The organism is Pseudomonas sichuanensis (genome assembly GCF_024749065.1).
In the GTDB taxonomy this organism is placed as follows: Bacteria; Pseudomonadota; Gammaproteobacteria; order Pseudomonadales; family Pseudomonadaceae; genus Aquipseudomonas; species Aquipseudomonas sichuanensis.
Window position 1 is genome coordinate 919,342 of sequence record NZ_CP087185.1, and the last position, 14,100, is coordinate 933,441.

A 14,100-nucleotide genomic window follows, 5' to 3' on the forward strand; every position below is an offset into this window, starting at 1 on the left:
GGTAGGGTTAAGAATGGAAGCTTTCATACAGGATACTGTCTTAAAAATTAAAGACAGCGTGGATGTTTACGTGTCCATGTCTGATGCCGATGTTTGCAGTATTCAGTTTTACCATATAAATACTAGGCAAAAGTTATCTATCCAGATTGACCCAGCTTTTAGTGAGTTGCTGTCGGCGCTTGATGGTGTTAATGCGGTATCCAAGCACATAGAGAAGTTGGGATTTGAGTTTGATCTCGATGAGCTAGCGTCAGTGTTAAAATATTTGATCGATAATGGTGTCCTTGAGTCGCCATCAAATATAGACCAAGGTTCTCGATATTCGCGGCAACTGAACTTCCTGTCAGATTGGATTTTTGGGTTGCCGGCAGAAGTTGCCCATAAGCGAATAGTAGATGCTCACTGTGTGATTTTTGGGGTTGGTGCAGTTGGCTCGGCAATCGCTATAAGCCTTGCGAGAGCAGGCGTGTCAAAATTTACGATTGTTGATCATAAGAAGCTTCAGTTGCAATCTTTTGAGAGGCATCCATATTACTCAGCGCATGATGTGGGGCAGCCAAAAGTACACGCATTAGAACGTTATCTTAGGAAAATCAACTCGGAAGTTAATGTGGTGTGCGTGCAAGAGAAGTTGCTGCCATCTACTGAGCTTTCCGGGCTTGTCGATGGCACCTCATTGGTCGTCAATACTGCAGATGAACCGTATATTGGGCACACCTCAGTAAAGCTAGGGCGTTATTTGTGGACAAAGAATATTCCGTTCTATGTTGCTGGTGGTTTTGACGCTCATCTGATGAGTACAGGGGACTTCTATATTCCCGGTGAGTCGAATTGTGTTGACTGCTCAAGTAGCTTTTTTACTGTAGCATTAGCTGATTGGAAGCCGTCTTATAAAGTTCATGAGTCTAGCACCACTGATACTCATGTAATTGGAGGTAGTGGTGGGCTTGGCAGTATGTCCCTATTTGCAGCATCGTACGCTTGTATGCAACTTCTGAGTTACCTTGCTGGTGGTGACGCATATCGGTCTAGACTATCCGAGCGAGGAGAGTTTATGACTGGGAAAGGTGAAATTGAGTGGGTGCAGATTTCAGCTAGGGATAATTGCAATGTCTGTGGAAAATAAAGTTTTTAGGCTTAGAAGCTGCATTGCACTTGTTCGTCGTGCTGGAACAGTTGAGTTTTTTGACAGTAACCTTCGGGTTGGGTTTTCAATTGAGTTGGAGTACTCCGATATCATTGAATTGCTTCACCAATTCGATGGTGTGATGACAGTCAGTTCAATTCGTGACCTATTTTCTGAGGTGTTGCTAGATGAATTATGTGATCTTGTGTTGTTTCTTAAGTCTAAGTATGTGTTGATTGAGGTTGATGAAGAGTACGAACAGTCTATTCTATGTTCGTTTCCTAGGCTGGTAAATACACTCGAAGGCTTTTTTCACTCTACGTCAGAAGTCAACAAGTCGCTCCAGAAAGGGGCGGATAAAGCTGTTTTGATTGTGGGGCTCGGCGCAGTAGGTACTTGGGTTTTGCATTGCTTAGTCAAGGCAGGCGTACAAAATATTACTGTCATGGATGATGACGTAGTTGAAGAATCAAATCTCCATAGGCAGGATCTTTTTTTTGAGGAAAATGTCGGAGTTCCAAAGGTAGTTGCTGCTTATGAAAATATAAAGCGCTGCTACGGCGTTGAGTTGACCATGTGCATGAAAAGAATGCAGTCAGTTGAGGATCTGGAGCAGCTCCAGAGCTTGCCAGGCATGGTTATAAACTGCGCTGATTATCCGAGCGTTGACCAGACGTCTAAGATTATTTCTGATTATTGTTTGAAAAATAGAATATCGCACATTATCGGTGGAGGCTATAATCTGCATCTAACGTTAGTGGGGCAGGTTGTCATTCCAGGCGCTACAGCTTGTTTTCATTGTTTTGACAGGGTTCTTGCTCCGATCAATGCGATGGAGTTGTTTGGCGTGAAAAAACTTAATAGAAAGCATAGAAAGATTGGAAGCTTGGGTCCTCTCTGCAGCCTCTCTGCATCGATTACAGCGACGGAAGCGATAAAAGTGATATTTGGTGCTCCATTAGAATTCATGGGCGTAACAAATAAGCGTCTGGAATTTAGTCTTAAAAATTTTGATTTTGGAGCGTTTGTTGTTCAGCGAAATGCTAGCTGTGAATATTGCGGTTAAGCTGCAGTTGTTAAAAATTTGCATTGAGTAGTCTCAAGCCTCTTGCAAATGCCGGTAGTCGGTCTGATCGGTTGAATTAATAGCGGATGAATGCTGAGCGGCATTAGGATAATGTTAAGGGTAGAGATTTTATTTTTTTGATTTTTTTTAATCTAATCAATGCATTGGAGTGCGATTTGATTCCTGTCTCGGGACTGTCAGTTTTTTTGTGTTCGGGCCGGTAACGGCCTGCCGTTAGGCAGGCCCTGATTTTCACCAGGCTGGCCTGATGAACCGATCTCCGTACAGAATCGCAAATTGATTCATCGCGCTTTTCCAGTCATGGGCTGGTTTTCCCCAATTGGCTGTTATGTTGCGCAATCCCAGCCAAATCAGTTTGGTCGCTGCATCATCATTCGGGAAATGCCCGCGAGTCTTGATCACCTTACGTAGCTGGGCGTTGATGCTCTCAATGGCGTTGGTGGTGTAAATCACCTTCCTAATGGCCGGAGGGAAGACGAAAAATGGAATCACTCGATCCCAGGCGCGCCTCCAAGCAGCCACCACCGTCGGATATTTCTCGCCCCATGGCCCGTTCTCAAACTCATCGAGTGCTTGCTCAGCCGCTTCGGCATTGATGGCTTGGTAAATCGGTTTCAGCTCCTTTGCCAGAGCTCGCCGCTTGTCCCAGGCTGCGAAGTCCAGGCTGTTGCGGATCAGGTGCACAATGCACGTCTGCAACGTCGTTTCTGGAAACACGGCACTGAGGGCCTCCGGCATGCCTTTGAGGCCATCGGTCACGGCAATCAGCACATCCTCGACGCCACGTGTCTTGAGATCGTTAAACACCTTCATCCAGAACTTTGCACCCTCAGTGTTCTCGATCCAGATGCCCAAGATATCGCGCGTCCCATCGGGGAGAACGCCCAATGCCAAGTAAATGGCCTTGTTGCGCACCAAGCCTTCTTCGCGAATCTTCACTCGCAGTGCATCAAAGAAAATGACCGGGTACATCGGCTCCAGTGGCCGCTGTTGCCACGCGCCAATCTCTTCCATGACCTCGTCTGTCACCGAGCTGATGAAATCGGGTGAAACGTCGGTTCCATACTGCTCGGACAGGAAGGCCCGGATCTCTCTGACCGTCATTCCACGGGCGTACATGGCGATGATTTTGTCATCGAATCCGGTGTAACGGCGCTCATGCTTGGGGATCAGGATGGGCGAAAAACTGCCGTCACGGTCCCGAGGGATATCCAGCCGTAGCGGGCCATCGCCTGTCAGTACAGTCTTGCCACTCGTGCCATTGCGCTGGTTGGTCTCATCCTCTGGGCGCTGCGCGCCCGGTGGATAGCCCAGGTGATGACCCAGTTCGGCGTTCAGGGCTCGCTCGATCAGTGCTTTCTTGAAGGCGGCAGAGGCCTCTTCGATAGCCTCTGCGGTCATCAGTGGGGTTGCGGAAAACTGTTCAAGCAGCTCTTTCGGGACCTTCGGTAACTCTCGAAGCGGTTTCTTTTTGGTTGGCATGCATGCACCTCTTACTCATGGTATGCCCGAACACAAAATTTCTGACACCCTCCCTGTCTCCGCAACTCCGCACAGTTACCAATGATCATGTTGTCTGTTCGCGAAGTCCCAGATTTCCTCTCAATGCGGGCATTTGTTTCTAGCTATCTCACCTAGCCTCGTCACTAGCCAGGTGTAGCTAACCTGCACGCATCTGCCGTGACATGGCTGCTGTACGCAGGAGACCATACGGTCTGCCGGGTTATCTTTTCCTCGGTTCGCCAATCTGCGTACAGCTGCCACCCTCACCACTCAGAACAATATCCATATAGAACACGCCCCGCATCATGGCGACAGTACGTGTGACACCTCCGGTGTGCCGGTTCCTTTCGTCCCGGTCGGCCAACCCACCTACTGTTGCCTCCCAACACCTTTGCGAGAGTCATTTCCTACGTTCTTCCAAGCCATTTCCTAGCCACAAGAACCTTGCCCTAGCAAGCCCCAGAGAATAAATTCCCCTCCAGTCGCGGCAAATTCCGCGACCGGGTTTGGCGACCCGGGTAAACTTGGCGCAGCAGCGCCCCACACGATTGCAGGCGCTTTTTTTGTGCCTGCAGCCTCGTGCCATGGTGGCTGTGCGCGGGAGACCTTCGGGTCTGCCGGGTTCCAAGTTCCCGGTTCGCCAACCTGCGTACAGCTACCACCCATTGTTTGGCGACAGTGCGTGGTGGTTCCAACCTAACTTGGAGTCTCATGCATGACTTTCACACGTCTGTACAGGATCCTCGCATCCGCTCTCCGCCGCCCAACCCCCGCGGCCACCCCATCCCCAACCTTCTACCCAATCGACAGCCAGTCCCTCGCCACCCGTGAGGTGCCCCATGACTGACCACGAACGCCTATCCACCATCCAAAGCTACGCCTGGACCCTCGAACTGCTAGGCGAAGCCCTGGTCCAGCACGACGAAATGCTGGAATGCGAACACAACCCGCAACTGAGCTTCCGCAACACGGCGGGGATCCACCAGGCAATCCGGATCATCAGCCGGCTGGCCAGCGAGCAGGTCGGCAAGTTGGAGGCGATGAGAGAAGAGGGGAGTTGAACGGCTGATGCTACGCGTCACAGGGGCCGCTTTGCGGCCCTCTCGCGTGGCCTCTCTCGGCTGGCCCCATCAAAACCACCCACCCCGCGAAAGCTCCTGCTCACAGCTGCGATACTGCGCCCCAAACACCTCCGCCCGCGCCTGAACCTTCTGCGAGACGTTCAGCAACCACGGCTTGGCGTCATAGCTGCGGTTGCGGTAGCCGCCCCAGCCTTCATGGTAATTCAGGTACTGGCCGTAGGCGTCCCACTTGGACACGCCATTCACCCGCTGGCTCTTCTGCATGTACCAGCCCATGAAGTCGACGGCGTCGGCGAAGTCGTCGCGGCTGGCGCCCCAGCCGCCGGCTTCGCGCTTGTAGTCGGCCCAGGTCTCGTCCTTGGCCTGGGCGTAGCCGTAGGCGGTGCTGACCCGGCCCCAGGGGATGATGCCGAGGAAGTAATAACGCGGCGGCAGGGCGTCGTGCTTGAACGAGGACTCCTGGTACATCATCGCCATCGGCACCTGCACCGGCGCACCCCAGCGCGCCTGCATCTTCAGCGCCGCCTCGTGCCATTTCGGCTTCTCGCGGAAGATCTCGCAGAGGTTGTCGGGGTTGGCGGGGGGCTTGGTGGCACAGCCGGCAAGCGCCAGGAGCAGGGCTGGCATCGAGAGCCGAAGCATGGAGGGGGTTCCTTTTTGCTGACGTCGGGATCGCAGATCGCGGGCGCTTTATACAGGCTTTGCAGGCGCATATGAATCAGCGGCCGGTCGCGCGATCCCAGGCTGCGGCCAGTACGGCCGTCGCCCATGCCTCGACGGTCAGGCTTATCAGGTTTATATTTCTCGAATATTTGTAGTATTCGTAAACCGAGGGAGACAACCGATGATCGGCGAGCGGCTCAAACGTGCCCGCGCTGCTGCTGGCCTGTCGATGCGGGCGCTAGGCGATCTGGTGGGCGTGAGCGCCAACATGATCAAAAAGTACGAACATGACCAGAGCATGCCCAGTTCCGGCGTGCTCGTGCGTTTGTGTAAGGCGCTGTCGGTGCGCGCCGAGTATTTCTTCCGCCCGGCCAAGGTCGAGTTGGCGGGGGTCGAGTATCGCAAGCGTTGCAGCACCCCCAAGGCAATCCTGAAACGCATTGAGGCCGATGTGCTGGATCAGGCGGAGCGCTGGCAAGAGCTGATCAACCTGTGGCCGGCCTATCCCGTGCAGTCGTTCAGCGTGCCAGCAGGCCTGCCTGCTGAGATTGCTTCGCTACAGGCGGTCGACAGCCTGGCCGACCAGGTGCGGCAGCTGTGGGGTCTCGGTTCAAGCCCCATCCCAGACTTGATCGACGTGCTGGAGACTCACGGGATTCTGGTGATCATCACCCAGGTCGATGCCCAGGCGAAATTCGAAGGTTTGCAGGCCAGCGTGGCGGGGCAGCCGGTCATTGTGGTGTCGGCGGACTGGCCGGGCGATCGTCAGCGCTTCACCCTGGCCCACGAACTTGGCCACCTGTTGATGCACGGTCGGTTGGCCGAAGCGCTGGATGAGGAAAAGGCCTGTAACCGTTTTGCCTCGGCATTGCTGGTGCCTGCCAGCGCCATGCGGCAGCATCTGGGCGATACCCGACACAGGCTGGAGGTTCGCGAGTTGTACCTGCTCAAGGCTGAATATGGCCTCAGCATGCAGGGTTGCCTGTACCGCGCTGGGGACCTGAAGATCATCCCGCACGCCGTGCGCGAGCGGTTGTTCCTGGTGTTCGCCAAACAGGGCTGGCGCAAACAGGAGCCTGGTGCGGCGTACCGGCCAGAAACCACGCGGCTGTTCCAGCAACTGGTCTACCGCGCGCTGGGGGAGGGGATTATCGGCGAGTCCAAGGCGGCGGAGCTGCTGGGCATGACGGTCTACCAGTTCCACCAGGCGCGCAAACTGGAGTTACTGGATGCAGCTACTCATCAGTGATGCCAACATCCTGATCGACCTTGAAGAGGGCGAGCTACTGGCTCAACTCTTCACGCTGCCTTACCAGTTCACAGTGCCGGACATCCTCTATTTCGATGAGCTCGAAGCGCAGCATGCGCATCTATTGCCCATGGGGCTTGAGCTGGCTGAGCTGAGCCCATCCATTATCGTTAGAGGCGGGTTTACGAGGCCGGGGTTGTCTTCTGGATAACGGTTGCGCAGAGTCTGCCTTCCTTGCCAGGAGACGCCCATGCCGCAAGCCATTTTCGCCGCCGCCCAGTGCGCCATTCGCGATGGCGATATCACCGCCAACCTGGCCTTGCACCTGGTTTTCATGCGCAAAGCCCATAAGCACGGCGTAACGCTGCTGCTCTTCCCCGAGCTGTCCCTCACCGGCTACGCACTCAAGACGGCCAGTGCCCTGGCCCAGGGCCTGGACACGCCACTGCTGGCGCCGCTGCGCCAATTCGCCCAAGCGGCGGGCATGACCACAGTGTTCGGCATGCCGCTCAAGGTGCCGGGCCAGGACAAGCCCCGCATCGCCGCGTGCATCCTCCACCCGGATGGCTCGATTACCGCCTACACCAAGCAACATCTGCATACCGGTGAAGACGTGTTCTTCGGCGCGGGGAGCGGGGGCGAGTTGCTGTCTGTCGCCGGCGTGCCCGTGGCCTTGTCGGTGTGCGCCGATTTCACCCATCCCGAGCATGCCGCCCAGGCGGCACAGTGTGGCGCGCAGGTGTATGCGACCGGCGTGCTCATTGGCGAAACGGGTTATCCAGCGGATAGCGCCTTGTTGCAAAGTTATGCACAGCGGCATGCCATGGCGGTGCTTATGGCCAACCATGGCGGCAGTACTGGAGGCTGGGCTGCGGCTGGGCGTAGCGCTTTCTGGGATGAGCAGGGGCGGTGTGTCGCGGCTGCTTCAGGTGCTGGCAATCGGCTGTTGCTCGTTTCAGGGCGGGGAGGGGAGTGGACGGGGCGCGAGATCTCTATGGCGATGGATGCCGCTGAATTGGTCTGAAGCCAGGGCGATCCTGTTAAGTGTTTTTTGAGTTGTAAGTGCCGATGGTTTACAGCTTAAAAAACAGGTTTACAGGTACATGTCGTGCGCTGATATCAATCCGGGTTCAGCGGCTTGAGTCACTCGCTCAATCGCTCGGCCGCCTTGCGGTAAACCTGGTCTCGCTCCCGTTTATCCACGCTGACCACGAACACTACGACCTCATGGTCGATGACTTGGTAGACCAATCGATAGCCACTGCTTCGCAACTTGATCTTGTAGCAGTCCGGGAAGCCGTGCAGGCGGTTCGCTTCAACCCTTGGATTGAGCAATATCGTTGCCAGTTTCTTCTTGAACTGTTGTCGAAGGGTGTCGCCGAGTTTCTGCCATTCCTTAAGTGCGCGCGCATCGAATTCGAGGTTATAGGTCATCCAGCGTTACCTTCACCCTCTGAGGGGCGGCCAGACGTTCGCGCACGGTGGCGAGCAAGGCTTCGTCGTCTTCGGTCAACAACACAGGCTTGAAAGGCAGTTGCCCACGCTCAGCGACATACTGCAACGCCTGGCGCATCAGTTCGGAAGGGGTTACGCCCAGCTTTTCCAGTTCACGGTAGGCACGCACCTTGAGGTCGTCGTCGATCCGCACATTGATGGACGCCATGGTTTTGGCCTCTTTGTAATGACATTGGTCTGTACAATGAGCCAATGCTGCCTGCGGAGCAAGGGGGCCGGCGAGATTACCGACGGGCGTGGCAGAGGCGCATTACTCGTTGAACTCTGGAGCGACGTCAGGCAGTTGGGAGGGAGACCTCAAGGTAGTAGCCTCGAACCACACCGGCCACGAACTGCGATGTCGGTTCTCTACCTGCACACAGGGGATCAACCGCTCGCTCAGCACCTCGGCCCGCCCCACACTCACCGCTAGCCGATACTTGGCGCTGTGCACGCACTCGCGGTCGCCAAACTCGCAGCGGTCCAGGCGGGTCCCGCCGCATGGCCCGTTCGCCAGCCCTTTGGGGCAGGTCTCGGGGCAGATGTACAGGGTGTCCTCCAGCCGGCAACTGCCGCAGGTATCGCAGCCCACCATCGGCCGTTTGATGCGCCGTTCCAGCTGGTGCAGCCATTGCGCTGCCGTCGGGTTGCGCCATAGCGGCCGGGTCACGGCCCAGCCGAAGGCTTTGCTCAGCGGCGTGGTGCGGCTGAACAGTTGATGGTGCATCGCTGCCAGCAGGTGGTAACGGGCTTTCTCTTTTTTCGAAGCGGTGATCTGCCGTTGCCCCTGACGCCAGGCATGCCCGGGCGGGTGGAAGGTGACGGCTGGCAGGCCAGGTTCCTGCCAGGCCGCGTGCCAGGCGGGCGTCCAATCCTGGAGCGTCGTGAACAGCGGTTGCAGTTCACTGATCGCCTGCTCCAGCGCTTCGAACTGGGCGACATCATGAATGCCGGACAGGTGCACGCCGGCATAGCCCATCAATTTCAGGCCGATCACTTGCAAGGCCAGGCGCTGGTTGGCGCGGTCCTTGGCGTACTGCTTGGACACCGCGGTTTCTGCCGCCAGCAATGCGCGCATCGACGGCGTAACGGTCACCCCGGCGACGTGCTCGAGCATGCCGGCGCGGCCTTCGGTCAGCGCCATGATGCAGGCCATCAGCGGTTTCGGCCGGGGCTGGCGCTGCATCCAGTCGTAGGCTTCCTGGTGTTTCTCGATGTCGAAACCCAGCTGCAGGATGAACAGGTCGGCACCCGCGGCCAGTTTCTTCTCGGCCTTGAAATACTGCGCGCCGCCCTCGGCTTCCTGGTACTTGAACGGGTTGAGCGCGGCGGCCAAGAGCCAGTGCGGGCGGGCCTGGCGCACGATCTGTAGCGCGGCGACAGACTCGAGGTAGCGCACCGGGCGCTGGCCTGGGGTGTGGCCGGGCAGGCGGTCGCCGGTGAGCAGCAGCAACTGGTCCAGGCCGGCGGCGTCCATGCGTTGCAGCTGGGCGAGCAGGTCGCGGCGCTCGCGGTCCTTGCCCGAGAAGTGCAGCAGGGCGGGGACGGGTTCGGCCAGGCTGGCGAAGGCGTCCAGCGGCGACATGTCCAGGGCACTGCCGACACGGTCGCCGATGGCCACGGTCAGGGGCCAGCCGCACAGCTGGGTGCGGGCCATGAGGGTGTCCAGCGTGGCGAAACGCTCGGCGGAAGGCTTGGGGACGAACTCGAGGATGCAGGCGAAGGCGTTGGCGTCCAGGGTCGTTTTCAGCAGGCTCATGGTGTGCGGGCTACCGGGTTTGGGCAGGGTGGCAGTGTGAAGCAGATTGGCGCGCGGGGCATGTCTGGTTGCGCGGGGGAGTGTGTTGTTTGAGACATTCGGGGTTGATCCTGATGGCCCTATCGCCGGCAAGCCGGCTCCCACAGGGGCCTCGCAGACCTTGTGGGAGCTGGCTTGCCAGCGATAGGGCCATCAAGGCCGGGCATGGCATAGGATCATGAGCAAATCTTGATTTCATCTCAAATTTTATGAGTTTGTCTCACTTCTTCAGCCCCAGCAGAATGCCCTCATTCAATTTCAAGCATCTAGGGACACGAACATGGCACTGGCACACAACCTGGGTTTCTCCTGCATCGGTCGCGACCCTGAGTTGAAGCAAGCCCAGGCGGCGTTCTGCAAGGGCGAGCTGGACGAGGCCGGGTTACGTGCCGTGGCCCGTGGCCTGCGCACCGCGCATTGGCAGGCGCAGAAGGCCGCCGGCATCGAGCTGCTGCCGGTCGGCGACTTTGCCTGGCGTGACCAGGTGCTGACCCACTCGCTGACCTTCGGCGTGATCAAGGCCAAGGACGGTGCCAAGCCGACGCTGCAAACCCTGTTCGCCGTAGCCCAGGATGCGACCCAGTGGTTCGACACCAACGAGCACTACCTGGCCCCCGAATTCACCGCCGACCAGCAGTTCGCCCTGAGCTGGGAGCAGTTGTTCGAAGAAGTCGAAGAAGCCAAGGCCCTGGGCCATGCGGTCAAGCCAGTGGTGATCGGCCCGCTGACCTACCTGTGGCTGGGCAAGGCCAAGGGCGGTGAATTCGACAAGCTGGACCTGCTCGACCGCCTGCTGCCGATCTACGACCAGGTCTTGAACCGCCTGGCGGCACAGGGTGTGGAATGGGTGCAGATCGACGAGCCGATCCTTGCCCTGGAGCTGCCGCAGGACTGGAAGAACGCCTACGAGCGAACCTACAACATCCTCCAGCGCGCCCCGCTGAAAAAGCTGATCGCCACCTACTTCGGTGGCCTGGACGCCAACCTCGGCCTGGCAGCCAACCTGCCGGTCGATGGTCTGCACGTCGACCTGGTGCGCGCACCGGAGCAGCTCCCGGCCCTCCTCGACCGCCTGCCGGCCTACAAGGTGCTGTCGCTGGGCGTGGTCAACGGCCACCAGGCTGGGCACGGCGAGCTGGAGCAGGCGCTGGATGTGCTGCGCCATGCCCACGAGCGCCTGGGTGATCGGCTGTGGGTCGCGCCGTCGTGTTCGTTGCTGCACAGCCCGGTGGAACACGCTGATGAACTGAACAGTGGGCTGGCTTTCGCCGTGCAGAAGTGCCAGGACGTGGCCATGCTGGCCAAAGCCCTTGAGCAGCCCGAAGCCACCCGGCTGTGCGCTGCGTAGCAGCCCCGCGATCGTTCAGGCAACATCGCAGGTTCCACTGCAATCAGCACGGCCTGCCATGAAGCCCACCCACCTGACCCTGATCTGCCACGCCCGCACCGAAGCGCAGCGGGTGGGGTGTTTTGCCCTGGATGACGAGCCCCTGCTTGAAGCGCCAGGGCCGCTGGGTGAGTTATCCACAGCCGCCCGCTACCTGAGTGCACCCGAGCTACGCGCCCGGCAGACTGCCGAGGGGCTGGTCGCGACGGTCGATGAAGGCTTGCGCGACTGCGACCTGGGCAGTTGGAAAGGCATGCCGCTCAAGCAACTCGACGAGCAGGCGCTGCAGTTGTGGCTCAGTGACCCGCAGGCGGCACCCCATGGTGGCGAATCGATCGCTGCGCTGTGCCAACGCGTCGCCCAGTGGATGGACAGTGCCCTGGCCGAGGGTGAGTGGATCGCCATCACCCATCCCTTTGTCATCCGCGCCGCGATGCTGCATGCGCTGGGGGCGCCGTTGGCGTCCTTTCAGCGCATTGATGTACCGCCCTTGGCTCGTGTGCAATTCAGTCATTACGGCCAATGGCGGCTGCGACTGGTCTGAGAAGTTTTCAAGGCTCACCATTGCCGGGGCCGCTTTGCGCCCCTTTCGCCGGCAAGCCGGCTCCCACACTGACCGGGCTGGGTAATCCCTGTGGGAGCTTGCTTGCCAGCGAAAGGGCCGCTTTGCGCCCCTTTCGCCGGCAAGCCGGCTCCCACATTGACCGGGCTGGGCGATCCTTGTGGGAGCTGGCTTGCCAGCGAAAGGGCTGCGAAGCGGCCCCAGCGAACTCGAATTGAGCGAAGTTACAGGCCCTACCGCCGCACCAACGCCGGCACCACGCGGATATAAACCAGCTCACTGACCAACTCCACCAGCGTCTGGGTAATCACCGCCGCCGCCGCCAGCGCACGGATCGGCTCCGGCAGCGCCAACGCCAACGGCAACACCACCAACGAATTACGCGTGGCGGCACTGAAGGTCACCGCCCGTGCCTCGCCTGTGGATAACCGCAGCAGCCGCGCCGCCGCCCACCCAAGCACCGGTGCCAGCAATGCAAAGCCGACATACACCGGCAGCACCGGCAGCAACTCATCCAGCCGCTCAACCACCACGCCAATCTGCGAGCCGATCACCGCGATCAGCACCAGCGCCATGGCCGGCACCGGCAGCCAGGCCCAGGCGTCGTTCCAGCGCGCAATCAGCGGCGAGCGCCGGGCCCCGCTGCTGGTGGCCACGGCCAGCAACAGCGGCAGCACGATCAGCAGCACGAAGGCCTCCACGAACGGCGCCACCGAGATGTCCACCTGCTGGGCGCCACCGAGCATCAGCGCCAAATACAGCGGCAGCAGCGCCAGTTGCACCAGCAACAGCACCGGCGTGGCGGCCAGGGTCAGGCGCGACTCGCCCTTGCCCAGGTGGGTGAACACCACCACGTAGTCGATGCAGGGTGTCAGCAGCACCAGCAGCGCGCCGACCAGCACGGCGGGGTGGTCGACCAAGCCGCGGGTACCGGCCCACACCAGCAGCGGCACCAGCACGAAGTTGGCCAGCAGCAGCGCGCCCATGAAGCGCCGGTTGCCAAGCCCGGCGCGTAGATCGAGAAAGGGAATCTGCAGGAACATCGCATACATCAGCACGGCGATGGCCGGGGTCACCAGCAGCTCCAGGGGCCGAGCCGCCGCAGGCGCCAGCAGGCCGACGGCGGCGGCCAGCACCACGGCGATGAAATAAACGGGGATCTGCTGGCGTTCGAGTTGTTCTCTGTCCACGGGCGTCCTGGCATTTGCGACTGAATTACGGGGTGGGGCAGGGTACTATCTGGCGCAAACCATAGGGAGTGATTCGATGCGAATTCTAGTGGTGGGTGCGAGCAAGGGATTGGGCAAGGCACTGGTCGAGGGCCTGGGCCAGGCGGGTGATACGCTGATCGGCGTGTCGCGTACACGGCCTGAAGCGCTGTCGGCGGCGGTACGCTGGATCGAGGCCGACCTCGGCCAGCCGCGCCAGGCTGCGGCGGCGATCCACGAGGCGGTCGCCGGGGAGGGGCTGGACGTATTGGTGTACAACGTCGGGATCTGGGAAACGCTGGCGTTCGAGGACGGCTACAGCTTCCTCGACGATGACGACGGGCAGATCGAACGCATGGTCGCCACCAACCTCACGGCGCCGTTGCTGCTGATCAAACGTTTGTTGCCGGTGCTGCTCAACAGCGCGCGGCCACGGATCATCCTCACGGGGTCGACCTCGGCGTTGCCGGGGAGTGGGCGGCCGGAGGTCACCTTCGGTGCCAGCAAGTTCGGCTTGCGCGGCATTGCCGAGACCTTGCGCGAAGGGTTCCGCGAGCAGGGGTTGGGGGTGAGTTGCCTGAACCTGGGCTACCTCAACACCGAGGACGGGCTGGATGTGCCGTTGGCCCAGGCCGAGCAGCGCGGTGAAGGTTCGCTGATCCCGCTGCACGATGTGGTGCAGGTGTGCCGGATGATGCTGAGCCTGTCCGCCGCCAGCTATGTGCGTGACATCACCTTGCCGGCGCTGCGCGACGAGCGGTTCTGAGCTGGCCTGCATCGGCGAACTGCGGCGGCACAGGGGTGGCGCATAGCTTGAGATTATGCGGTCTGGAGGAAGGTTCCTCCTGTGCCGGCCTCATCGCTGGCAAGCCAGCTCCCACAGTGATTGCGCGACTTTCACGGTCAACGTGGTACCTGTGGGAGCCGGCTTGCCGGCGATG

General features: G+C 59.3%; 14 protein-coding genes and 1 pseudogene. 9 read left to right on the forward strand and 6 right to left on the reverse strand.

Annotated elements, in window-relative coordinates:
* Positions 1-76: 76 nt before the first annotated feature.
* Both LOY51_RS04285 and LOY51_RS04290 read left to right on the forward strand, forming a co-directional pair.
* Positions 77-1,126, forward strand: a complete 1,050-nt coding sequence (locus LOY51_RS04285) for a ThiF family adenylyltransferase (RefSeq protein WP_258644791.1) — start codon at positions 77-79, stop codon at positions 1,124-1,126.
* On the forward strand, positions 1,110-2,192 hold the full coding sequence (locus LOY51_RS04290; protein WP_258644793.1) for a HesA/MoeB/ThiF family protein: 1,083 nt from the start codon (positions 1,110-1,112) through the stop codon (positions 2,190-2,192). Before LOY51_RS04285 ends, LOY51_RS04290 begins: the two co-directional genes overlap by 17 nt.
* A 252-nt stretch (positions 2,193-2,444) precedes the next feature.
* On the opposite strand, the gene LOY51_RS04295 is transcribed toward LOY51_RS04290, so the two are convergent.
* A complete protein-coding gene (locus LOY51_RS04295) occupies positions 2,445-3,695 on the reverse strand; it encodes an IS256 family transposase (RefSeq protein ID WP_258644796.1) in 1,251 nt (416 codons plus the stop codon).
* Positions 3,696-4,555: 860 nt separating this feature from the next.
* On the opposite strand from LOY51_RS04295, the gene LOY51_RS04300 reads away from it, so the two are divergent.
* On the forward strand, positions 4,556-4,777 hold the full coding sequence (locus tag LOY51_RS04300) for a hypothetical protein (RefSeq protein ID WP_258644798.1): 222 nt from the start codon (positions 4,556-4,558) through the stop codon (positions 4,775-4,777).
* A 69-nt stretch (positions 4,778-4,846) separates the two neighbouring features.
* Here LOY51_RS04300 and LOY51_RS04305 read toward each other — a convergent pair whose 3' ends face one another.
* Positions 4,847-5,440, reverse strand: coding sequence for a transglycosylase SLT domain-containing protein (locus tag LOY51_RS04305; RefSeq protein ID WP_125857460.1), 594 nt, complete (start codon positions 5,438-5,440; stop codon positions 4,847-4,849).
* 202 nt (positions 5,441-5,642) lie between these two features.
* Between LOY51_RS04305 and LOY51_RS04310 the strand changes: the two genes are divergently transcribed.
* From LOY51_RS04310 to LOY51_RS04320, 3 genes are read left to right on the forward strand one after another with little or no spacing between them, the layout of a single operon-like run.
* On the forward strand, positions 5,643-6,710 hold the full coding sequence (locus tag LOY51_RS04310; protein ID WP_258644801.1) for a helix-turn-helix domain-containing protein: 1,068 nt from the start codon (positions 5,643-5,645) through the stop codon (positions 6,708-6,710).
* Positions 6,691-6,921 (forward strand): PIN domain-containing protein, encoded by a 231-nt coding sequence (locus LOY51_RS04315; RefSeq protein ID WP_258644804.1) that lies wholly within the window; start codon positions 6,691-6,693, stop codon positions 6,919-6,921. Before LOY51_RS04310 ends, LOY51_RS04315 begins: the two co-directional genes overlap by 20 nt.
* Before the next feature lie 39 nt (positions 6,922-6,960).
* On the forward strand, positions 6,961-7,734 hold the full coding sequence (locus LOY51_RS04320) for a carbon-nitrogen hydrolase family protein (RefSeq protein ID WP_258644807.1): 774 nt from the start codon (positions 6,961-6,963) through the stop codon (positions 7,732-7,734).
* 119 nt (positions 7,735-7,853) lie between these two features.
* Here LOY51_RS04320 and LOY51_RS04325 read toward each other — a convergent pair whose 3' ends face one another.
* The 3 genes from LOY51_RS04325 to LOY51_RS04335 form a co-directional block, all read right to left on the reverse strand.
* A complete protein-coding gene (locus tag LOY51_RS04325; protein ID WP_258644810.1) occupies positions 7,854-8,144 on the reverse strand; it encodes a type II toxin-antitoxin system RelE family toxin in 291 nt (96 codons plus the stop codon).
* Positions 8,134-8,373, reverse strand: coding sequence for a type II toxin-antitoxin system RelB/DinJ family antitoxin (locus LOY51_RS04330; RefSeq protein WP_125462610.1), 240 nt, complete (start codon positions 8,371-8,373; stop codon positions 8,134-8,136). Before LOY51_RS04330 ends, LOY51_RS04325 begins: the two co-directional genes overlap by 11 nt.
* 102 nt (positions 8,374-8,475) lie before the next feature.
* Positions 8,476-9,963, reverse strand: coding sequence for a methylenetetrahydrofolate reductase C-terminal domain-containing protein (locus LOY51_RS04335; protein WP_258644812.1), 1,488 nt, complete (start codon positions 9,961-9,963; stop codon positions 8,476-8,478).
* A 319-nt stretch (positions 9,964-10,282) separates the two neighbouring features.
* Here LOY51_RS04335 and LOY51_RS04340 point away from each other — a divergent pair.
* Both LOY51_RS04340 and LOY51_RS04345 read left to right on the forward strand, forming a co-directional pair.
* A pseudogene (locus tag LOY51_RS04340) lies at positions 10,283-11,347 on the forward strand (5-methyltetrahydropteroyltriglutamate--homocysteine S-methyltransferase); the annotation flags it as partial.
* Between the two features lie 61 nt (positions 11,348-11,408).
* Positions 11,409-11,933 (forward strand): histidine phosphatase family protein, encoded by a 525-nt coding sequence (locus tag LOY51_RS04345; RefSeq protein ID WP_258644815.1) that lies wholly within the window; start codon positions 11,409-11,411, stop codon positions 11,931-11,933.
* Positions 11,934-12,184: 251 nt separating this feature from the next.
* Here LOY51_RS04345 and LOY51_RS04350 read toward each other — a convergent pair whose 3' ends face one another.
* The gene (locus LOY51_RS04350) at positions 12,185-13,141 is read right to left on the reverse strand and encodes an arsenic resistance protein (protein WP_258644818.1); all 957 of its coding nucleotides are present in this window, start codon (positions 13,139-13,141) and stop codon (positions 12,185-12,187) included.
* A gap of 76 nt (positions 13,142-13,217) precedes the next feature.
* Here LOY51_RS04350 and LOY51_RS04355 point away from each other — a divergent pair, with 76 nt between their 5' ends.
* Positions 13,218-13,925: an SDR family NAD(P)-dependent oxidoreductase gene (locus LOY51_RS04355; protein WP_258644821.1), complete on the forward strand. Its 708-nt coding sequence runs from the start codon at positions 13,218-13,220 to the stop codon at positions 13,923-13,925.
* Positions 13,926-14,100: the final 175 nt, after the last annotated feature.